The 20,966-nt window shown below is 69.7% G+C and carries 21 protein-coding genes; 13 read left to right on the top strand and 8 right to left on the bottom strand.

Annotation, left to right across the window (positions count from 1 at the left end; all coding sequences use genetic code 11):
• Window positions 1–60: 60 nt before the first annotated feature.
• Window positions 61–1,398 (bottom strand): amidohydrolase, encoded by a 1,338-nt coding sequence (locus AC3WQR_RS04410; protein ID WP_492741236.1) that lies wholly within the window; start codon window positions 1,396–1,398, stop codon window positions 61–63.
• A 32-nt stretch (window positions 1,399–1,430) separates the two neighbouring features.
• The gene (locus AC3WQR_RS04405; RefSeq protein ID WP_492741265.1) at window positions 1,431–2,708 is read right to left on the bottom strand and encodes a porin; all 1,278 of its coding nucleotides are present in this window, start codon (window positions 2,706–2,708) and stop codon (window positions 1,431–1,433) included.
• A gap of 351 nt (window positions 2,709–3,059) precedes the next feature.
• Between AC3WQR_RS04405 and AC3WQR_RS04400 the strand changes: the two genes are divergently transcribed.
• Genes AC3WQR_RS04400 through AC3WQR_RS04385 form a run of 4 tightly spaced genes read left to right on the top strand, consistent with a single transcriptional unit; the run spans window position 3,060 to window position 7,467 of the window.
• On the top strand, window positions 3,060–4,031 hold the full coding sequence (locus AC3WQR_RS04400) for a tripartite tricarboxylate transporter substrate binding protein (RefSeq protein WP_492741235.1): 972 nt from the start codon (window positions 3,060–3,062) through the stop codon (window positions 4,029–4,031).
• Window positions 4,032–4,046: 15 nt separating this feature from the next.
• Window positions 4,047–5,660, top strand: coding sequence for a gamma-glutamyltransferase family protein (locus AC3WQR_RS04395; RefSeq protein WP_369631639.1), 1,614 nt, complete (start codon window positions 4,047–4,049; stop codon window positions 5,658–5,660).
• A 21-nt stretch (window positions 5,661–5,681) separates the two neighbouring features.
• Window positions 5,682–6,635: a DMT family transporter gene (locus AC3WQR_RS04390; protein ID WP_070063637.1), complete on the top strand. Its 954-nt coding sequence runs from the start codon at window positions 5,682–5,684 to the stop codon at window positions 6,633–6,635.
• A 40-nt stretch (window positions 6,636–6,675) separates the two neighbouring features.
• Window positions 6,676–7,467, top strand: coding sequence for an SDR family oxidoreductase (locus AC3WQR_RS04385; protein WP_159274987.1), 792 nt, complete (start codon window positions 6,676–6,678; stop codon window positions 7,465–7,467).
• A 19-nt stretch (window positions 7,468–7,486) separates the two neighbouring features.
• On the opposite strand, the gene AC3WQR_RS04380 is transcribed toward AC3WQR_RS04385, so the two are convergent.
• Entirely contained in the window at window positions 7,487–8,398 is a 912-nt protein-coding gene (locus AC3WQR_RS04380; RefSeq protein ID WP_492741234.1) for a DMT family transporter, read from the bottom strand.
• A gap of 109 nt (window positions 8,399–8,507) precedes the next feature.
• Here AC3WQR_RS04380 and AC3WQR_RS04375 point away from each other — a divergent pair, with 109 nt between their 5' ends.
• Both AC3WQR_RS04375 and AC3WQR_RS04370 read left to right on the top strand, forming a co-directional pair.
• Window positions 8,508–9,494, top strand: coding sequence for a quinone oxidoreductase family protein (locus AC3WQR_RS04375; protein ID WP_492741233.1), 987 nt, complete (start codon window positions 8,508–8,510; stop codon window positions 9,492–9,494).
• Between the two features lie 108 nt (window positions 9,495–9,602).
• Window positions 9,603–10,025 (top strand): response regulator, encoded by a 423-nt coding sequence (locus AC3WQR_RS04370; protein ID WP_062479432.1) that lies wholly within the window; start codon window positions 9,603–9,605, stop codon window positions 10,023–10,025.
• Here the strand turns inward: AC3WQR_RS04370 and AC3WQR_RS04365 are convergent.
• Window positions 9,985–10,911 carry a LysR family transcriptional regulator gene (locus tag AC3WQR_RS04365; RefSeq protein ID WP_062479435.1) on the bottom strand — a complete coding sequence of 309 codons (927 nt, stop codon included), beginning with the start codon at window positions 10,909–10,911 and terminating at the stop codon, window positions 9,985–9,987. The two genes, AC3WQR_RS04370 and AC3WQR_RS04365, sit on opposite strands and share 41 nt — an antisense overlap.
• Before the next feature lie 70 nt (window positions 10,912–10,981).
• On the opposite strand from AC3WQR_RS04365, the gene AC3WQR_RS04360 reads away from it, so the two are divergent.
• The 4 genes from AC3WQR_RS04360 to AC3WQR_RS04345 all read left to right on the top strand — a co-directional run bounded on the left by AC3WQR_RS04360 (window position 10,982) and on the right by AC3WQR_RS04345 (window position 14,191).
• On the top strand, window positions 10,982–11,989 hold the full coding sequence (locus AC3WQR_RS04360; protein ID WP_492741232.1) for a bile acid:sodium symporter family protein: 1,008 nt from the start codon (window positions 10,982–10,984) through the stop codon (window positions 11,987–11,989).
• A gap of 157 nt (window positions 11,990–12,146) precedes the next feature.
• Entirely contained in the window at window positions 12,147–13,307 is a 1,161-nt protein-coding gene (locus tag AC3WQR_RS04355) for a porin (protein ID WP_095949392.1), read from the top strand.
• Between the two features lie 80 nt (window positions 13,308–13,387).
• Window positions 13,388–13,573 (top strand): hypothetical protein, encoded by a 186-nt coding sequence (locus tag AC3WQR_RS04350; RefSeq protein ID WP_492741231.1) that lies wholly within the window; start codon window positions 13,388–13,390, stop codon window positions 13,571–13,573.
• A 12-nt stretch (window positions 13,574–13,585) separates the two neighbouring features.
• Entirely contained in the window at window positions 13,586–14,191 is a 606-nt protein-coding gene (locus tag AC3WQR_RS04345; protein WP_492741230.1) for an ATP-binding protein, read from the top strand.
• Here AC3WQR_RS04345 and AC3WQR_RS04340 read toward each other — a convergent pair.
• Complete coding sequence (locus AC3WQR_RS04340; protein WP_492741229.1) at window positions 14,180–15,127, bottom strand: LysR family transcriptional regulator; 948 nt, start codon at window positions 15,125–15,127, stop codon at window positions 14,180–14,182. The genes AC3WQR_RS04345 and AC3WQR_RS04340 overlap by 12 nt on opposite strands.
• A 152-nt stretch (window positions 15,128–15,279) precedes the next feature.
• Here AC3WQR_RS04340 and AC3WQR_RS04335 point away from each other — a divergent pair, with 152 nt between their 5' ends.
• Complete coding sequence (locus AC3WQR_RS04335; RefSeq protein ID WP_095743898.1) at window positions 15,280–16,158, top strand: pirin family protein; 879 nt, start codon at window positions 15,280–15,282, stop codon at window positions 16,156–16,158.
• 36 nt (window positions 16,159–16,194) lie between these two features.
• Here the strand turns inward: AC3WQR_RS04335 and ureG are convergent, their stop codons facing one another.
• The 3 genes from ureG to ureE form a co-directional block, all read right to left on the bottom strand.
• Complete coding sequence (gene ureG / locus AC3WQR_RS04330) at window positions 16,195–16,845, bottom strand: urease accessory protein UreG (RefSeq protein WP_095949388.1); 651 nt, start codon at window positions 16,843–16,845, stop codon at window positions 16,195–16,197.
• Window positions 16,846–16,866: 21 nt separating this feature from the next.
• Entirely contained in the window at window positions 16,867–17,538 is a 672-nt protein-coding gene (locus tag AC3WQR_RS04325; RefSeq protein WP_492741228.1) for an urease accessory protein UreF, read from the bottom strand.
• Between the two features lie 142 nt (window positions 17,539–17,680).
• Window positions 17,681–18,286, bottom strand: coding sequence for an urease accessory protein UreE (gene ureE / locus AC3WQR_RS04320; protein WP_492741227.1), 606 nt, complete (start codon window positions 18,284–18,286; stop codon window positions 17,681–17,683).
• Window positions 18,287–18,471: 185 nt separating this feature from the next.
• On the opposite strand from ureE, the gene AC3WQR_RS04315 reads away from it, so the two are divergent.
• Both AC3WQR_RS04315 and AC3WQR_RS04310 read left to right on the top strand, forming a co-directional pair.
• Complete coding sequence (locus AC3WQR_RS04315) at window positions 18,472–19,410, top strand: AraC-like ligand-binding domain-containing protein (protein WP_492741226.1); 939 nt, start codon at window positions 18,472–18,474, stop codon at window positions 19,408–19,410.
• A gap of 152 nt (window positions 19,411–19,562) precedes the next feature.
• Entirely contained in the window at window positions 19,563–20,963 is a 1,401-nt protein-coding gene (locus AC3WQR_RS04310; protein ID WP_492741225.1) for an amidase, read from the top strand.
• Window positions 20,964–20,966 lie beyond the last annotated feature (3 nt).

Raw genomic sequence — 20,966 nt, 5'->3', positions numbered from 1 at the left:
TCTCTGAACGCACAAACGGCGCCCTCGGGCGCCGTTTTTCTTTGGGGGATGCCGTCGTCCCTATCTGCCCAGCGCGCTGAGCACCACCACGGTCATCGCGTGCACGCCGGTCTTGATCGACGGCTCGGGCACCGGCGCGAAGAAGGGCGAATGGTTGCGGGCCAGCGGCTTGCCGCCGGGTTGGGCGGAGGCCGCGATGTCCCGCGCATCGAGCACGCCGATCGTGAAGTACATCGACGGCACGCCGGCGTTGATGAAGGCCGAGAAGTCTTCGCTGCCCGTCGAGGGCACCGTGGATTGAACGACCTGCGCTGCGCCCAGCGCCTGCTTGAGCGCGGCGGCCGCGCGGGTCACGACCGCTTCGTCGTTGACCAGCGCTTCTCCGCCCGACACCAGCTTGACCACGGGTTCGGGCGCGCCGCCCGTCGCGGCGGCGGCCATGGCCATGCGGCGCACGCCGGCCAGCAGCTGTTCGCGCACCTGCGGCTTGTACGAGCGGATGGTGCCGCGCAGCGTGACCGTGTCGGGAATGATGTTGCCGGCGGTGCCGCCCTGGATGGCGCCGATCGTCACGACACCGAATTCGGCCGGGTCTTTCTCGCGGCTCACCACGGCCTGCACGTCGGTCACGAAGCGCGCGGCGATCACGATCGGGTCGATGGTGGTGTGCGGCCGCGAGCCGTGGCCGCCGCGTCCCTTGAAGACGATTTCCAGCGCGTCGGAGTTGGAGCTGCTGATGCCGACGCCGTAGCCGATGGCGCCGTGGGGTGTGGGCGCCGTGTGCAGCGCGAACGCGGCGTCGGGCTTGGGAAAGCGCGTGAACAGGCCGTCCGCGAGCATCGCCTTGGCGCCCGAGACGGTTTCTTCGGCGGGCTGGCCGATGAACATCAGCGTGCCTTTCCATTGGTCCTTGAGCGCGACCAGCGTGCGCGCGGTGCCGAGCCAGCTGGCCATGTGGATGTCGTGGCCGCAGCTGTGGGCCACGAAGCTGTCGCGCCCGCCCCAGTCGGTGCGGGCCTGGCTGGCGTAGGGCAGGCCGGTCTTTTCTTCCATCGGCAGGCCGTCCATGTCGGTGCGCACCATCACGACCGGCCCGGGGCCGTTGCGGTACAGCGCCACGACGCCGGTGCCGCCGACCTTCTCGGTCACCTCGAAGCCGATGGCGCGCATCTCGGCGGCGAGCAGGGCGGCGGTGCGCGTTTCCTTGAAAGCAAGTTCGGGGTGGGCGTGCAGGTCCTTGTAGAGGGCGTCGAGCCGGGGGTACATCGCATCGACGAGCGGCGGGATCGCCGACGCCTGCGGTGATGCGGCGGGCTGGGCCTGCGCGCCTGCGCCGAAGGCGAGGAGGGCGGCCACGGCCAGGGAACGAAGCGCAAAGGTGGAGGTGTGGGTCAACATGGAATGAATGCAGGGGCGCATGAAAACGAAGATCAGAAGATGTGGCGGATGCCGAAGTCGTAGCCCGTGGCGCTGCGCGGGCGCCAGCCGCTGGCGGCCAGGTAGCCCGGATAGGGCGCGTCGCTGGCGCTCGTCACGGAGCCGATCGCCTTGTCGTTCTGGCCGTCCCGGATGCGAACGCGCGCGAACGTGGCGTACAGCGCCGTGCGGCGGGACAGGTGGTGCACGTAGCCCAGCGCCCATTGGCTGGCGCTGGCGCCTTGCGCGGTGTCTCCCGGCAGGCCGGTGGCGCCGGGCTTGTAGCTGACGCGACCGAACGACGCGCGAACGAGCCCCGGGCCCACGGGCACCGTGGCGCCCACCAAATAGCCGTTGTATTTGTCGGTGCGATCCTGCATCCAGGGCTGTGCCTGCGCGCGCCGGTGCCGCAGTTGCGACAGTTCGCCCAGCAGCTTGACGGGGCCGAAGTCGTAGGTGGCGCTGAGGCTGACGGTCTTCAGCCGGTCCTCGCCGCCGGCGTCGACGGGCGGCCGGGCCGCGGCGCCCGAGGGCAGGCGGTCCTTGTTGTCTTCACCGAACGCCAGCGCCACGTTGAGCGGTCCCTTGGCATAGCCGAAGCGCCCGCCCAGGTAGCGCCCGCGCGCGTTCGTCGGCGTCACGTCCGGGCTGTAGCGGATGTTCTCGGGCAAGGCGTACTGGAGCTGCCCGTGGAAGCCGCCGAGGTCCGGCGGCAGGAAGTAGCCGATGCTGTTGCTGGCGCGTGCGTAGTTGTCGCCAGCGGCCACGCCGGCCGGTGCGCCGCCCAGGAGCGTGGACGAGGCGCTGTTGACGCGCGCGATCACCGACAGGCCTGCGCCCTGCACGGCGAAGGGGTCGGCCAGCGAGTCGTTGCGAAAGATCGGCGTGTAGTCGCGGCCCAGCCGCAGCTCGCCGAAGCCGCCCGACAGGCTCAGCGTCGAACGCTTGGCGAACGAGGCCAGGCCCGTCTTGCCGTCGTCGTTGGCGATGTTCGACTCCAGCCAGAAGCTCGCCGCCAGGCCGCCGCCCAGGTCTTCCGTGCCCCGAAAGCCCAGGCTGCTGCCGCGGTAGCCGCCGCGCGACAGCGTGGTCTGGCTTTGCGTCACCCGCGGCACGGCCGCGGCGAGCAGGGCGGCGGCAGGGCGCCGCGGATCGAACGCCGGGCGGTACTCGCTGACGGTCTCGAAATGGCTGACGCCCGCATCCATGACGCCGAACAGCGTCACCGAGGACTGCGCCGAGGCCGCGCCGGCCAGTGCCAGCAGGGCCAGGCCGAGCGGGTGCCGCTTCACGCGAAGAACGCGCGAGCTGAAGCAGAGGGCGCCGGCATCGGCGCCCTCGAGGGAAGGAAAGTTCAAGGGGAGGTCTCCTGTGCGCCACTTCTGTGTCGAGTGGACTGGCGCGACTATCGGACGGCAGGGCGCCCGGGAGGAAATACCGTTTGCTGATGCGACCCCATCGCTATTTCTGATGGTCGGGCGTAAGGCCTCGCGCCGCGTGATGGCCGTGGCAACATTGATGCGCCAGATTCATATATCTATCCGATAAATCCATTTCCCTTTTCAATGCCCCGCGTGTCCAATCCTGCGGCCACGTCGGACAAGGCGCGCTCCCGACACACCACCTCGGACACAATGAATTCCATGAAACGAACCACCCGCGCCGCGCTTGCCGCGGCTGCGCTGGTGCTGGCCGCGGTGCCCGCACTGGCCCAGAACTACCCGAACCGGCCCATCCGCCTGATCGTGCCGTTCCCGGCGGCCGGCGCCACCGACCTCTTTGCCCGCACGCTGGGCCAGAAGATGGGCGAGAAGCTCGGCGCCACGCTGGTGGTCGACAACAAGCCCGGCGCCGGCGGTGCGATCGGTTCCGACCTCGCGGCCAAGGCGCCGCCCGACGGCTACACGCTGCTGCTCGCGACCACGAGCACGCACGCCATCGGCCCGGCCATCACGCCCAAACTGCCCTACGACACGGTGCGCGACTTCACGCCCATCGCCCACGTGGGCGATGCGCCGAGCATCATGCTGGTGCCGGTCAACACGCCTGCGAAGACGGTGCGCGAGTGGATCGACCACGCGAAGAAGAACCCCGGCAAGCTCAACTACGCATCGAGCGGCAACGGCACCATCGTGCAGCTCACGGCGGAGCTGTTCAAGGCGCAGGCCGGCGTGTTCGTCACGCACATTCCCTACCGCGGCACGGCGCTGGCGGTGCCCGACCTCATCAGCGGCAAGGTCGACGTGCTGTTCGACTCGCTGCCCACCGGCATGCCGCACGTGCGCGACGGCCGGCTGCGCGCGCTGGGCGTGACCTCGCTCAAGCGCAGCCCGCTCGCGCCCGAGCTGCCGCCCATCGCCGACACGCTGCCCGGCTTCGAGTCGACCACCTGGTTCGGCTTCTACGGCCCGAAGGGGCTGCCGGCCGACATCGTGGCGCGCGTGAACAAGGCCGCCAACGAGGCGCTGGCCGATCCGGAACTGAAGGACAAGCTCGCCCGCCTGGGCATCGAGCCGGCGAACGCGGGCACGCCCGAGCAGTTCGCAAAGATGGTGGCGACTGACGCCGCCAAGTGGAAAAAGATCGTCGCCGATCGCAAGATCACGAATGACTAACGAGAGCACGCCGACATGAACTTCGACTTCAACAACCCCTACCTCTCGACCCGCCTCCCGGTCTTTGCACGCAACGTGGTCGCGACCTCGCACCCGCTGGCTGCGCAGGCGGGCCTGCGCATCCTGCAGCAGGGCGGCAACGCGGTCGACGCGGCCATTGCCACGGCCGCCGTGATGACGCTGGTCGAGCCCGTGAGCAACGGCCTGGGCAGCGACGCCTTCTGCATCCTGTGGGACGGCAAGGAACTGCACGGCCTCAACGCCTCGGGCCCCGCGCCGAAGGCATGGACGCCCGAGTATTTCAAGGCCAAGTACGGCGCCGACGCCGCCACGCCGCCGATGCGCGGCATCGACTCGGTCACGGTGCCGGGCGCGGTGCGCGGCTGGGTCGCGATGAGCGAGCGCTTCGGCAAGCTGCCTTTCGCCGACCTGATGGCGCCCGCCATCGACATCGCCGAGCGCGGCTACCTCGTGCCGCCGGTGGTGCAGGGCAAGTGGGCGGCGGCCACGCCGATCCTGCAATCGCAGCCCGGCTTCGCGCAGGCCTTCCTGCCCTGGGGCCGCGCGCCCGAGGTCGGCGAGCTGTTCCGCTTCACCGCGGCGGCCCGCGCGCTCAAGGCCATCGCCCGCACCAAGGGCGAGGCCTACTACAACGGCGAGATCGCCGAGGCCATCGCCAAGTTCTCGCAAGAACAGGGCGGCGCGCTCACCGTGGCCGACATGGCGGCCTACCAGCCCGAGTGGGTGAAGCCGATTTCGCGCGACTACCGCGGCCACACGCTGCACGAGATCCCGCCGAACGGCCAGGGCATCGCGGCGCTGATCGCGCTGGGCATCCTCGAGAAGTTCGACATCGCCTCGCTGCCGGTCGACTCGGTGCAGTCGCAGCACCTGCAGATCGAAGCCATGAAGCTGGCCTTCGCCGACGTGTACCGCTACGTGTCGGAGCCATCGTCGATGACGGTGACCCCCGCGCAAATGCTCGATGACGCCTACCTGGCTTCGCGTGCGAGACTCATCGACGTGAACAAGGCGCAGGACTTCAAGGCCGGCAACCCCGTCAAGGGCGGCACCATCTACCTCACGGCCGCGGACGAGAGCGGCATGATGGTGAGCTTCATCCAGAGCAACTACATGGGCTTCGGCTCGGGCTGCGTGGAACCCGAGTTCGGCATCAGCTTGCAGAACCGCGGCCACGGCTTCAGCCTCAAGGCCGAGAGCCCGAACGTGGTGGCGCCGGGCAAGCGCCCGTTCCACACCATCATCCCGGCCTTCCTCACCAAGGACGGCCAGCCGGTGATGAGCTTCGGCGTGATGGGCGGCAACATGCAGCCGCAGGGTCACATGCAGACGCTGGTGCGCATGCTCGACTACAAGCAGAACCCGCAGGCCGCCTGCGATGCGCCGCGCTGGCGCTTCAACGCGGGGCTCGAGATCAACGTCGAGGCCGCGATGAATGCCGGCACGCTGCAAGGGCTGCGCGACCTGGGCCATCACCTCGAGGTGATCAACGACTCCTACCAGGACTTCGGCGCCGGCCAGTTCATCTGGCGCGCGGGCGAGCCTTCGGTCGAAGGCTACGTGGCCGCGAGCGACCCGCGCCGCGACGGCCTCGCTGCAGGCTACTGAGGATCAAGGGATGATCGGGGGATGAACAAGACAGCCGCATCGGTCGGCATTCCCCCGCACGGACACGAGGCCGCCCGCAAGGGCTACGCCACCGGCCTCGTCCTTGCCACGCTGGGCGCCATCGCGTTCAGTGGCAAGGCCATCATCGTCAAGCTGGCGTACCGCTACGGCGTCGACGCCATCACGCTCATCATGCTGCGCATGCTCTTCGCGCTGCCGTTGTTCGCGCTGATGGCGTGGTGGGCCGGGCGCGGCAAGCCTGCGCTCACGACGCGCGACTGGCTCGGCATCCTGGGGCTCGGCTTCTCGGGCTACTACCTCGCGAGCTTTCTCGACTTTGCGGGGCTGGCCTACATCTCGGCCAGCTTCGAGCGGCTGATTCTTTACCTCAACCCCACGCTGGTGCTGTTCTTCGGCTGGCTGCTGTACCGGCGCCGCCCGACGCGCCCGCAGGTGTTCGGCATGGTCGTGAGCTATGCCGGCGTGCTGCTGGTGTTCGGCCACGAGCTGTGGACCGGCGGCGACGGCAAGGGCGGCGGCGCGGCTGCATGGGGCGCGTTCCTCGTGTTCCTGAGCGCGGTGAGCTATGCGGGCTACCTCGTGTACAGCGGCGAGTTCGTCAAGCGGCTCGGGTCGCTGCGGCTCGTGGGGCTCGCCACGACCGTGGCCTGCGTGCTGTGCATCCTGCAGTTCGTGCTGACGCGGCCGATGAGCGCGGCGATGGCGGTCGCGCCCGAGGTGATCTGGCTGTCGGTGCTCAACGCCACGCTGTGCACGGCGGTGCCTGTCCTCATGGTGATGATGGCCATCGAGCGCATCGGCCCCGCCATTGCGGCACAAACCGGCATGATCGGGCCCCTGTCGACCATCCTCATGGGGGTGGTCATACTGGGTGAGCCGTTCACCGCGTGGATCGCGGCCGGCACGGTGCTCGTCATCGCGGGCATCTTCGTTTTCACACGCAAGGGGCGGTAGCCCCTGCAGCATCGATCGAACGATCGACTGGAGCAAACACATGGATCTGGGCATTGCAGGCAGGACCGCACTGGTGTGCGGCGCGAGCAAGGGGTTGGGCTACGGCTGCGCCGAGGCGCTGGTGCGCGAGGGCGTCAACGTGGTGATCGTGGCGCGCGGCGCCGAGGCGCTCGATGCGGCGGCCAAGCAGCTGGTGGCAGCGGCCGGGCCGTCGGGTCCGTTCGTCAAGCACGTGGCGGCCGACATCACCACCGAAGCCGGCCGCGCGGCCGTGTTCGCGCTGGGCCACGACTTCGACATCGTCGTCACCAACGCCGGCGGCCCGCCGCCCGGCGACTTCCGCAACTGGGACCGCGAGGCGTGGATCAAGGCGGTCGACGCCAACATGCTCACGCCCATCGAGCTCATCAAGGCCACGGTGGACGGCATGGCGAAACGCGGCTTCGGTCGCATCGTCAACATCACGTCGAGCTCGGTGAAGTCGCCGATCGACATCCTGGGTCTGTCGAACGGCGCGCGCAGCGGCCTCACGGGCTTCGTGGCCGGCGTGGCGCGCACGTCGGTGGCGGCGCAGGGCGTGACCATCAACAACCTGCTGCCGGGCTCCTTCGAGACCGACCGCCTCAAGGGCACGATGGCCGGCGCGGCGCAGAAGTCGGGCCAGGACTTCGACACCGTGTGGGAAGCGCGCAAGAAGAACATTCCGGCCAAGCGCTTCGGCAACCCGGCGGAATTCGGCGCGATCTGCGCGTTCCTGTGCAGCATGCAGGCCGGCTACATGACCGGCCAGAACGTGCTGGCAGACGGCGGCGCCTACCCGGGCACTTACTGATCGACGAAGCGGCGCGCGCTCAGCGCCGCGACGACACCACGATCCCGCCCACGATCAGCACGAAGGCGGCGCCGTGGTACCAGTACGGCGCCTCGCCGAGGAAGGCCGCTGACAGCACGGCCGCGAACAGCGGCGTGAGGTTCATGAAGATGCTCGCCGCCTGCGGGCCCGCGCGTTGCACGCCGGTGCCCCAGCAGCGGTAGGCCAGCACGGCGGGGCCGATGCCGATGAACAGCATCGCCGCAATGAGCGGCCAGCCCAGGTCGATGTGGGCGTCGGTCAGTGTCCATTCGCCGGTGGCCAGCGCGCCCGACCACGCGACACCGAACACCAGCTGTGCCATCAGGAAGGCAGCCCAGTCGCTGCGCACGTTGGTGGGCTCGTGCGTGCGCGCCAGCAGCCAGCTGTAGAAGGCCCAGGCGATGGTGCCCGCGATCATGTACAGGTCGCCCGGCACCAGCCGCAGCGCGAGCAGCTGCTGCCACTCGCCGCGGCTCAAGACCAGCAGCACGCCTAGCATCGACAGCAGCGCGCCGCCCAGCGCGCGCCGGCTGACGCGCGCGCCGAAGCACAGCGTGCCCACGGCCAGCATCCACAGCGGCAGGCTGGAGCCCACCAGCGTGACGTTGATCGGCGTGGAGGTCTGCAGCGCCAGGTACTGGAAGGCGTTGTACAGGCCGATGCCCAGCAGGCCCAGCAGCGCATAGCGCCGCCAGTGCGCCCACAGCGGGCTGTCGCGGCGCAGCACCCAGGCCGCCAGCGGCAGCAGCAGCACGAACGCGATCACCCAGCGCACGAAGTTCAGCGTCAGCGGCGACACCAGCGCGCGCACCAGCCGGCCGACCACCGCGTTGCCGGCCCACAGCAGCGGCGGCACGGTGAGGAGCAGGGCGGTGAGGGGCGTGAGGCGGTGGTGCGATGCGGACGACATGGCCGCCGACTCTACCGGGCCCGCGCAGTGTCCGTGGCCCGTCGAGAAATGGTCAAACGTGGCACGATGCCCGTCCCATTCTTTTTTCCCCTGCGTGGAGACAGCAACGATGTTGAGCAAAGCCGTCCGTATCGACCGCCACGGCGGTCCCGAGGAACTGAAGGTCGTCGAGGTCGAGGTGGGCGAGCCCGGCCCCGGCGAGATCCGCATCCGCCACAAGGCCGTGGGCCTGAACTTCATCGACACCTACCAGCGCACCGGCCTGTACCCGTTCCAGATGCCGCTGCAACTGGGCATGGAAGCCTCGGGCATCGTCGAGGCGGTGGGCGAGGGCGTGACGCACCTGAAGGCGGGCGACCGCGCCGCCTACGCGAGCCAGCCGCCCGGCGCGTATTGCGAGCTGCGCGTGATGCCGGCCAAGTGCGTGTGCAAACTGCCCGACGACATCTCCTTCGAGACCGGCGCGGCCATGATGCTCAAGGGCCTCACCGCGCAGTACCTGCTGAAGAAGACGCTGCCCGCCGAAGGCCTGCAGCCCGGCGACTTCGTGCTGTTCCATGCGGCGGCCGGCGGCGTCGGCCTCATCGCCTGCCAGTGGGCCAAGGCGCTCGGCCTGCAACTCATCGGCACGGCCGGCAGCGACGCCAAGTGCCAGCTCGCGCTGGCGCACGGCGCGGCGCACGCCATCAACTACAGCACAGAGAACTTCGCGGCGCGCGTGAAGGAGATCACCGGCGGCCAGGGCGTGAAGGTGGTGTACGACTCGGTGGGCAAGGACACCTTCGAAGGCTCCATCGACAGCCTGCGCCCCTTCGGCCTGCTGGCGATCTTCGGCAACGGCTCGGGCCCGGTGCCGCCGGTCAACCTCGGCCTGCTGGCCTCGAAGGGCTCGCTCTACGTGACGCGCCCGACGCTGTTCACGCACATCGCCACGCGCGAGCGCACGCAGGCCATGGCCGACGACCTGTTCGCCGTGGTGCAAAGCGGCGCGGTGAAGATCCCGATCGACCAGCGCTACGCCCTGGCCGACGTGCAGCAGGCGCACCGCGACCTCGAGGCGCGCAAGACCACGGGCTGCACCATCCTCACGCTCTGAGGCTGGCTGCGGGCGGCGGGTGATGTCCTACGCGCGGTGGGGTGTCACACCTTCGACTTGTGGCGGGCGCAATTTGTAGCCTGCACTTGTCCCTTTGCAGAGCCCGCCATGACCACCGTCCGCGCCTTCATCGTCGAAGACAACCCCGCCCAGCGCGCCAGCCTGGCGGGCACGCTGCGCGAGATGGCGCGCATCGATCCGGTCGGCCAGGCCGAATCGGAGGCCGAAGGCACGCGCTGGCTCACGCGCAACCCGGCGCTGTGGGACCTGGCCATCGTCGACCTGTTCCTGGGCGACGGCACGGGCTTCAGCGTGCTCGAGGCCTGCCGCAACCGCGACCCGAAGCAGAAGATGGTGGTGCTCAGCAACCACGCCACGCCAGAGACGCGCCGCAAGTGCGCGCAGCTCGGCGCCGACGCGGTGTTCGACAAGGCCACCGAGGTGGAGGAGCTGATCGACTTCTGCGTGCGCCAGCGCCAGGAGCGCTTCTTCAGCGCGCCTTCGTCGGCGGGGCCGCGGGCGCCTCACTGAGCGCGGCCGTCTCGCGCACCATGCGCCAGACCCGCTGCGCCAGCGGCGACAGCTCGCGGTTGCGGCGCCGGATCAGCATGATCGCGCGCTGCACGTTCGGCACCAGCGGGCGCACCACCAGCCGCGCCAGCCCCTCGGGCGGCAGCGACAGGCCCGGCATCACGCTGATGCCGATGCCGGCCTCGACCATGCGGAACACGGTGGTCGCGTGGCCCAGCTGCTGCTTCACGTCGCAGCGCGCGCCGTGCCGCTCCAGCGCCTGGTCGATGAGGCGCCGGCTGCCCGAGGCATGGTCGAGCAGCACCAGCGGCTGGCCGTCGAGCGCCGACCAGTTCACCGAGGCCTTCTTTTCCGTCAGCCGGTGGCCGGGTAGCGTGACCACCATGAAGGGGTCGTTGAGGATCGACTCGCAGTGCAGGTCGTCGGCCTCGGAGGGCTCGATCACCACGCCGAAGTCGACCTCGCCGCTGCGCACGCTGTCCAGCACGTCCTGCTGGATGCGGTCGAGCAGCAGAAACTGGATGCCCGGCGCCTGCACCGCGCAGGCCGCGATGCAGTCGGGCATGAGGTTGGCCGAGAGCGTGGGGCTGCTGGCCACGCGCACCTTGCCGCCGCGCGCGCTGGCCAGGCCGGCCACGTCCTGCAGCGTCTGGTCGAGTTCGTCGAGCACGCGGTCGAGCCGGGCCGCGAACGAGTGGCCGGCTTCGGTCAGCACCACCTCGCGCGTGGTGCGGTCCAGCAGCTTGAGGCCGAGCTGGGCCTCGAGCTCCGAGATCGACCGGCTCACTGCCGGCTGGCTCAGGCCGACCTGGTCGCCGGCGCGGCTGAAGTTGCGGCCCTCGGCCACCGAGCGAAAGACGCGGAGTTGGCGCAGCGTGACGTTCATGCGCTCAAATCATATATCCATCCGATAAATCCATTTCTCTTTTGAATGGCCGGAAGGTCCAATGCAGGCCATGGCACGTTCACGCTTTCTTCCTGACAACTTCACGCTCACGCTCGTCGCGGTCGTCACCCTGGCCAGCCTGCTGCCCGCCAGCGGCCGCGTGGCCCATTTCTTCGAGGGCCTGACCACGGTCGCGATCGGGCTGCTGTTCTTCCTGCACGGCGCCAAGCTGTCGCGCGAGGCGATCCTTGCGGGCATCACGCATTGGCGGCTGCACCTGCTGGTGTTCGCCTGCACCTTCATCCTGTTCCCGATGCTGGGGCTCGCGCTGCGGCCTGTGCTGGGGCCGCTGGTGACGCCGCAGCTGTACACGGGCGTGCTGTTCCTGTGCGTGCTGCCGGCCACGGTGCAGTCGGCGATTGCGTTCACTGCGATGGCACGCGGCAACATGCCGGCCGCCATCTGCAGCGCCTCGGCCTCGACCCTGTTGGGCGTGTTCATCACGCCGGTGCTGGTGAGCCTGGTGGTGCTGCCTGAAGGCGGCGCGGTGGCGTCGTCTTCGTCGCTCGACGCGATCGGGCGCATCCTGCTGCAGCTGCTGGTGCCGTTCGTCATCGGTCACCTGTCGCGTCCGTTGATCGGCAAGTGGATCCAGAAGCGCGCCGCGGTGCTGAAGTTCGTGGACCAGGGTTCGATCCTGCTGGTGGTCTACACGGCTTTCAGCGCGGCGGTGATCGAAGGGCTCTGGAAGCAGATTCCCGTGAGCGCGCTGCTGGGCCTGCTGCTGGTGTGCGGCGTGCTGCTGGCGCTGGCGCTGGGCCTGACGACCTTCATGGCGCGGCGCTTCGGCTTCAGCGTCGAGGACGAGATCACCATCGTCTTCTGCGGCTCCAAAAAGAGCCTGGCGAGCGGGATTCCGATGGCCAAGGTGCTGTTCGCCTCGCACGCCGTCGGCGCGATCGTGCTGCCGCTGATGCTGTTCCACCAGATGCAGCTGATGGTGTGCGCGGTGCTGGCGCAGCGCTATGCGCGGCGCGCGGCGCCAGCCCCGGCGCCTGCGCTGCGCACGGCCGAGTAGGCTGCCGGCGCAGGGCGTTCACGCACCGGCCGGCGCGTGAACGCAAAACAACACCCGCGAGGGGAGGGCTGGCGTCCACCAGATTCCTCCAATTTTGAACAGGACCATCCGGTCAGCGGCTCGATGAAGAGCAGCTGAAAACCCCGGAGAAACCTGAATGAAGAAATCCCTCACGGCACTCGCCGCGCTGGCCGTCACCGGCCTGGCCTCTGCCCAATCGTCGGTCACCCTGTTCGGCGTCGTCGATGCCGGCGTGAGCTACCAGAGCGCCACCTCGCGCAACCCCGTCACGGGCACCACCAGCAAGCAGAGCCAATGGAGCCTGGCCAACTCTGGCTACAACTCCAGCCGCATCGGCTTTCGCGGCACGGAAGACCTGGGCGGCGGGCTCGCCGCGAGCTTCTGGCTCGAGGCGCCGATCAGCAACGATGACGGCGCCACCGGCATCGCCAACTTCAACCGCCGTTCCACCGTCAGCTTGTCGGGCGGCTTCGGCGAAGTGCGGCTGGGCCGCGACTACACGGCCACGTTCTGGAACGACACGGTGTTCGACCCGTTCGGCACCAACGGCTCGGGCTCCAGCGTGATCAACACGGTCAGCGGCAGCACCGCGCTGGGCAACACGAACTACGTGCGCGCCAGCAACATGGTCGGCTACTTCCTGCCGCCCAACCTCGGCGGCTTCTACGGCCAGCTGCAGTACAGCCTGAACGAGAACACGAAGACCAGCGCCACCGACACCACGGCCGCCACCAGCAGCAGCGCCGGGCGCTATGTGGGCGGGCGTTTCGGCTATGCGAACGGGCCGCTGGACATCGCGCTGGCGGTGGGCCAGAACGTGGCGGTCGACACCACCACGCTCACGCGCAAGGTGCAGACCATCAACCTCGGTGCGTCGTACGACTTCGGCCCGGTCAAGCTGTTCGGAGAGCTGTCGAACGTGAAGAACAAGTTCGACCTCGCGGCGCTGGGCAACAGCCATGACAGTTACAACGGCTACCTGATCGGCGCGAGCATGCCGGTGGGCGCGGGCCTGATCCGCGCGTCGTACTCGACGGTGCGCTACAACGAAGGCGCGGTCGGCGTCACGGGCGACGATCCGCGTGCGAACAAGCTCGCGATCGGCTACGTGCACAACCTGTCCAAGCGCACTGCGCTGTACGCCACCGTGGCGCGCGTGAGCAACCGCAACGACGCGAACTACACGGGCAGCCTCACGGCCGCGAGCACCACGGGCTACGGCAGCACCGGCGTGGGCTACACGGGCCTGCCGCGTTCGTCGACGGGCTACGACTTCGGCATTCGCCACGCGTTCTGATCGGCCTGCCTTCGCGTGCGGTGGCGCTGCCGGCGCACGCGAACGGCCCCTGCCGTCGAACCAGTCATGCATCGATTCACATGATCCGAATTCATCACCTCGCAGGCGTGCTGGCAGCGCTCGGCCTGTCGGGCTGCATCGTGCTGCCGCCCCCTCTTTATCCGCCCGGGCCACCGCCGGGGTTTCGCGGCGAGGGGCCGCCGCCCCCGCCACGCTGCGAGGCCCCGAGCGGCTGCGCGCGGCCGGCCTTTCCCGAAATGCGCTGAGGGCTGTCGACGATGTACGGCAGTTCACTCGGCCTGGTCATTGCCACGCTCATCGGCCTCGGCCTGGCCGGCGTGCTCGCGTTGATGGGTGCGCTGTTCGTCGCCAACGCCCGCGCGGCCGTGCACGCCCGTGGCCTCGCGCAGCGGGCCCGCACCGAGCTGCACCAGCACCTGGCGGACAGCCGCGTGCAGGATCTGCGGCCTTTGCTCGGCGCGACGCCCGATGCTGCAGACGCGTTGCTCCTCGCTGTGGACCTGCCCGCGGAAGCGGTGCCGGTCTTCGGCATTCCGTCGGAGCTGCGCGAGCTGCTGACCAAGGTGGCCGCGCATGCCGCGCGCGTGATGGCGGCGGGCGCGACGCTGCAGGTGCGCGCGCGCATTGAAGGCACGCAGGCCGTCGTTCACTGGCGCGACCTCGACGCAGACAGCGAACGGCCCCCGCTGGCGCGCTTTTTCGATGCGCTCGACGCCGCCTCGCTGGCCAGTGCGCGCATCTGCGAGCGCATCGCGGGGCGCCACGGCGGGCGCATCTATTCGGCGCCGGACGACGGCGGCGTGCTCGGGCTGACGCTGCGCCTGCCGCTGTACGCGCCAGTGACCGCTGGATCAGTCGACTGAAGTGCGCGTCGGCGCCGATACGCCCGAAAGTTCAAGGGCCTCGAGCGCCTCGTACTCCAATGCCAGGAAGTCCACCAGCTTGCGCACCGACGGCAGCAGGCCGCGGCGCGAGGGGAACACCGCGTGCACGATGCCGCTGCGCGGCGCCCAGTGCGGCAGCGCGTCGACCAGGCGGCCGGCCTGCAGGTCGTCGCGCACCATCATCGTCGGCATCTTGGCCACGCCCACGCCCTGCAGGGCGGCATGCCGCAGCGCGGCCATGTCGTCTGTCACCAGGCGGGGCTGGTGGCGCACCTCGGCGCTCGCGCCGTCGGGGCCTTCGAGCGACCAGGTGTGGTGCGGCTGGGCCGGACCGAGGTCCAGGCTGGGCAGCAGGCCGATGTCGGCGGGGCTGGCCGGCGCCGTCAGGCCTTCGAGCAGGCGCGGGTGGGCCACCAGCCGCTGCGTGCTGTGGCCCAGCACCTTCATCACGAGGTCGGTGTCCTCGAGCGGCGGAAAGCGCACGCGCAGCGCGAGGTCGAAGCCCTCGCGGATCACGTCGACGCGGCGGTTGGTGCTCTCGAGTTGCACGGTCACGCGCGGGCACTCGGTCATGAAGCGGGCGAGCATCTCGGCCACCTGGTAGTACACCAGCGCCGGCGGGCACGACAGCCGCACCAGCCCCTGCGGCTGGGCCTGCAGGCGGTCGATGGCCTCCTGCGCGGCGTCGGCCTCGACCAGCATGGCCACGCAGTGCTCGTAGTACTGGCGGCCGATGTCGGTGACGCTGAAGCGGCGCGTGGAGCGCTGGATCAGGCGCACACCCAGCCGCTCCTCGAGCAGCGCGATGCGCCGGCTCAGGCTCGACTTGGGCACGCTGAGCGCGCGGCCGGCCGGGGCAAAACCGCCGTGGTCGACCACCTGGGCGTAGTAGTAGAGATCGTTCAGGTCGCGCATGGCTTTTTGGGGCCCTCCGTGCCGTTGATCGTTCGCCAGATGGAACGATGAGGGCGAATTCTGGCATCTACTCAAAGCATCGTTGCGGCCCCATCCTTGATCCATGGCTTTCCCGTTCCGGGCGAGCCGCCAGATGGAAAGGAACACAGACCATGAAGAAGATCCTCGGCACCTACAGCGCACCGCGCCCGCACTGGGTGGGCGACGGTTTTCCCGTGCGCTCGCTGTTCAGCTACGACACGCTGGGGCGCCACGCCAGCCCCTTCCTGCTGCTGGACTACGCCGGCCCGGCCCAGTTCACGCCGACCGCGCAGCCGCGCGGCGTGGGCCAGCACCCGCACCGCGGCTTCGAGACCGTGACCATCGTCTACAAGGGCGAGGTGTCGCACCGCGACTCGACGGGGCAGGGCGGCACCATCGGCCCCGGCGACGTGCAGTGGATGACCGCCGGCGCGGGCATCCTGCACGAGGAGTTCCACTCCGAAGCGTTCACGCGCGACGGCGGCGAGCTCGAGATGGTGCAGCTGTGGGTCAACCTGCCCGCCAAGGACAAGATGGCCACGCCCGGCTACCAGGCTATCGTCGATGCGCAGATTCCGTCGGTGCCGCTGCCCGAAGGCGCGGGCAGCGTGCGGGTGATCGCGGGCGACTACCTCGGCCACAAGGGGCCGGCGCACACTTTCACGCCCATCGACGTGTGGGACCTGCGCCTGAACCAGGGCGCGCAGGTGACGCTGCCGGTGCCCGAAGGCCACACGGCCGCGGTGGTGGTGCTGCGCGGCACGGTGCAGGTGAACGGCGAGACGGTCGTGCGCGACGCGCAGATGGTGCTGCTCGACCGCGCGGGCGACGCGCTCACGCTGGACGCCAACAACGACGCGGTGGTGCTGCTGCTCAGCGGCGAGCCGATCGACGAACCCATCGTCGGCCACGGCCCGTTCGTGATGAACACGCGCGACGAGATCGTGCAGGCGATGAAGGACTTCGGCAGCGGGAAGTTCGGGCAGATGCCGGAGGCCGTGGCGCATTGAGCGGGCGCCGCGTTCGCCGCCGCCCTGGTTGAAGAATCAGGCGGCGGTGAGCATGCCGCGCGTTTCGATGAAGGCGACCACCTCGGCGACGCCGGTCAGCGTCTTGAGGTTGGTCATCACGTAGGGGCGCTGGCGGCGCATGCGCTGGGTGTCCTGTTCCATCACGTCGAGGTTCGCGCCCACGTAGGGCGCGAGGTCGGTCTTGTTGATGACGAACAGGTCGCTCTTGGTGATGCCGGGGCCGCCCTTGCGCGGAATCTTTTCGCCGGCGGCCACGTCGATCACGTAGATGGTGAGGTCCGACAGCTCGGGGCTGAAGGTGGCGGCCAGGTTGTCGCCGCCCGATTCGACGAACACGATGTCGGCGTCCGGAAAGTCTTCGAGCATGCGGTCGATGGCTTCGAGATTGATCGACGCGTCTTCGCGGATCGCGGTGTGCGGGCAGCCGCCGGTTTCCACGCCCATGATGCGCTCGGCCGGCAGCGCGCCGGCCACGGTGAGCAGGCGCTGGTCTTCCTTGGTGTAGATGTCGTTGGTGATGGCGACGAGGTCGTACTTGTCGCGCATCGCTTTGCAGAGCATTTCGAGCAGGGTGGTCTTGCCCGAGCCGACGGGGCCGCCGATGCCCACGCGCAGCGGCGGGAGCTTCTTGGTGCGGTTCGGGATGTGGTGCAGGGCGGAGGTCATGGGCGAAAAGGTCCGGTTCGGTCAGCTTCGGAAGAGGCGGGAATATTGTGTTTCATGGCGGGCCGACAGCACCGCCAGCAGGGGCGCGAAGGCCTGGCGCTCGTCGTCGCCCAGGGCCATCGCACGCTCGACGGCCGCAGGGATTTCGTTCGCCAGCCGCGCCAGGATGCGCTGGCCCGCGCTCTGGCCCAGCGGCACGGCCTTGACGGCGGCGGCCACCATGTTCTCGGCCCAGCCGAAGGCGAAAGCCAGGCAGCCGTCCTGCACGGTGGCTTCGGTGCGGCTGGCCGCGAACGCGAAGGCCACGGGGTAGGTCGCGGGCAGGCCGGCGAAGACCTCGACCGTGTCGGCATGGTGCAGCTTGAGCCACTCGACGAAGGAGCGGCCCATCTGCTCGGTCTGCAGGAAGAACTCAGCGGATTCGCGGGTGTGCAGCACCCAGTCGTTGAGGGTGCGGATGCGCTGCGCGTCGTTCGCCCGCCAGGCGGTGATCGCCTGGGCTGCGAGGGCGAGGTCGCCGCGTGCGAAGCTCAGGTGCAGCTGGTCGGAGAGCCACTCGGTGGCGCTGGCTTCTGATTGGATGCCGGCCCATTCGACTGCGGCCTCGACGCCCTCGGAATACGAGAAGCCTCCCACGGGCAGGGCGGGGGAGGCGAGCCAGATGAGCTGGAGGAGGCTGTGCGGGGTCGGCATTTCTTGCGCTGTGGTTCAGGGCGCGTGCGCAGGCCACCGGGTACTTCCCTCCGCGAATGTCCCCCGGGGCTTCGCCCCTCCTCCTTGATTTCGCTGCGGGAAGCACCCGGTGTCCTGCGCACGGGAAGGGCGGTGGGTCATTTCAATGCGAGTGGCCGTGGGAGTGGTCGTGGCCGTGATCGTCGTCGAGCAGTTCGGGGGCGAGCACGAGGGGCTTCGGGCCGCTGCTGTGCGAGTGCCCGTGGTCGTGACTGTGGTCATGGTCATGGCTGTGGCCGCTATGCGAATGCCCTTGCGCGCCATACGCGCCGCCTTCGGGCTCGAAGGCTTCCTCGACGGCGACGACGATCAGGTGCATCGAGCGCAGCATGTCGGCCAGCACGTGGTCGGGTTCGATCTTCAGGTGGTCGGGCTTGAGCTCGATCGGCACATGCCGGTTGCCCAGGTGGTAGGCCGCGCGCGTCAGGTCGAAGGGCGTGCCGTGGGCGGTGCAGTGCGTGATGCGCAGCACCGGCTGCGGCGCCGCGATCACGCGCACCAGCGAGCCGTCTTCCGCGACCAGCACGTCGCCGCCGCGCACCGCGGTGCCGCGCGGCAGGAAGATGCCGATCTGCCGGCCCTGCGAGTCGGTGGCGTCGAAACGGCTTTTCTGGCGCACGTCCCAGTCGAGTTCGATGGTGGCGGCACGCTTGAGCAGCACGGGCGCGAGACCGCGGCCCTGGGGCATGAGTTTGTTGGCGGTGAGCATGGCGGGTTGCAGGGTCGAATGAGGCCGATGAATGTAGCGCCTCTTGCAGCCCCTGTTCGGCGTGGTGTCCCAAGCCCGTCGGCGAGGCCAACGTGCCGGGAGCGGGCTTTCTTCCGTTAGCAAATATCGGGCCTTGTGGACTCGGGGGCTTGCCTGCGCGCCCCATCCGCCCCAGCATCCGCGTCATGAACAGCCTGGCCTACCTGACGACCGACGTTGCCACCCCGCTGCGTTTCGACTACTGGCACGACGTCGTGTGCCGCCACTGCATTCCCGCGGCCAGCCGTGCGATGACGGCCGAGCCGTTCGAAGGGCGGCTCGACGTGCGCGAGGTGGGCGCGGTCAGCGTCAACCGCATGTCGGCGCCGATGCATCACTGGTCGCGCGACGCGCCCCACCTGCGCCGGCACCCGCTGGACGACCTGTGGCTGGCGTTCGTGCAGGAGGGCGAGGGCACCTTGGTGCAAGGCGGGCGGCAGGGGCGGCTGCGCAGCGGCGACATGCTGCTCTACGACGCCGGCCGGCCGTTCGAATGCACGCTGGACGCGCGCTCGGTCTACCTGGCGCGCATGCCGCGCCGGCTGCTGCTGCGGCGCTTCGCGAAGGCCGAAGACTTCACCGCCCGCACCATCGCCGCGGACCGCCCCGGCGCGGCGCCGCTGCACGCGATGCTGCGGGAGACGGCGAACCCGGCGTTTGCGCAGCCGCATTCCGCCGCCGCCGAACGCTTCGGCGGCGCGCTCATCGATCTGCTGGCCGTGACGCTCGAACTGCAGCAGGACATGACCGGCGACGCCGGCGCCGAACGCGGCCTGCATGCGCGCATGACGGCCTACATCGAGCGCCACCTGGACGACCCGGCGCTCTCGCTCGAGGCGCTGGCGCAGGCGCACCACGTCTCGGCGCGCACCGTGGCGCGGGCGTTCGCGCGACAGGGCGCCACGGCGATGGGCGCGGTCTGGCAGGCGCGCCTGGCGGCCAGCCGCGAGGCGCTGGTGGGCGGGCGCGCGCACAGCGTGACCGACGTCGCGTTCCAGCACGGGTTTTCCGACCTGTCGCATTTCAGCCGGGTCTTCCGCAAGGCCTACGGCTGCGCGCCGCACACGCTGCTGAAGCCACGCTGAGCGCCGCGCGCGGGGTGTCCGCCCCAGCACAAGTGCATGTCCGGAAGAGACCAGCGCGGGCCGCCGCGCGCCGATAAGGTTCGCCCGGGGTGGCAGCGTCGCCACTTGGATTCGGACCTTCTTTCTCAACCCTACACACGCGGGAGTCAGTCATGGCGGACAAGGAATTGCATCATCTCGAACTGCTGGAAGTCGGCCGGCAGATCCAGTCGCGCGAGCGCTCGTCGGAAGAAGTCACGCGCGCCATGCTCGCGCGCATCGAGGCCGTCGACGGCCGGCTGCGCAGCTACGCGACGCGCATGGACGCACAGGCGCTCGACGAGGCGCGCCGCGCCGACACCGAGATCGCCGCCGGCCGCGCGCGCGGGCCGCTGCACGGCGTGCCGCTGGCCGTGAAGGACCTGCTGTGGACCGAGGGCGTGCCGAGCGCGCACGGCATGACGATCCACCAGGCGTTCCGCCCGACGGAAGACGCGACCGTGGTGCGCCGCCTGCGCGAGGCCGGCGCGGTGATCCTGGGCAAGCTGCAGCAGACCGAAGGCGCCTTTGCCGACCACCATCCGCAGATCGCGTCGCCGGTCAACCCGTGGGACGCCACGCTGTGGCCCGGCGTGTCGTCCAGCGGCTCGGGCGTGGCCACGGCGGCGGGGTTGTGCTTCGGCGCGCTGGGCACCGACACGGGCGGATCGATCCGCTTTCCGTCGGCGGCCAACGGCATCACGGGCCTGAAGCCGACGTGGGGGCGGGTGAGCCGCCACGGCGCCTTCGAACTCGCCGCCTCGCTCGACCACATCGGCCCGATGACGCGCAGCGCGGCCGACGCGGGCGCGATGCTGGCAGCCATCGCCGGCGCCGACCCGCGCGACCCGACGGCCAGCACGCTGCCGGTGCCCGACTATCTGGCGACGATGACGCGCGGCCTGGCCGGCCTGCGCGTGGGCATCGACCCTGCGTGGACGCTGGACCGCGTGGACGCACCCACGCGCGCCACGCTCGCCGCTGCGATCCGCACGGTCGAATCGCTGGGCGCCTCGGTGCGCGAGGTGGTGTTTCCCGACACGACGCAGGCCGTGCTCGATTGGTCACCACTGTGCGCGGTCGAGACCGCCGTGGCGCACGAGGCCACGTACCCGTCGCGGCGCGATGAGTACGGCCCGGGCCTCTCGGGGCTGATCGACCTGGGCCTGTCGCAAAGCGCCACCGACTACCAGAAGCTGCTGCTGCGCCGCGCCGATTTCACCGGCCGCGTGCGCACGTTCTTCGAACAGGTCGACCTGCTGCTGATCCCGGCCGTTCCCTTCGCGGCGCCGACGCTCGAGCGTGCCGGCCAGCTCGGCGTGGACCCGGAGCTGCTGGCGGGCATGCTGCGCTACACCTGCCCGTTCGACCTCACGGGCAGCCCCACGCTCACCTTGCCGGGTGGCGCCACCGAGGCGGGCGTGCCGGTGGCCTTCCAGTTCGTGGCGCCGCACTTCGGCGAAGACCTGCTGGTGCGCGCGGGCTGGGCGTTCCAGCGGGCGACGGACTGGCACCGCCGGCATCCCGCGGTCTGAGTC

The sequence above is a fragment of the Variovorax sp. FW305-3-2-15-B-LB1 genome (assembly GCF_058787635.1).
Note: the sequence above shows the minus strand (reverse complement) of the source record. Positions and strands in the feature narration are given on the sequence as shown.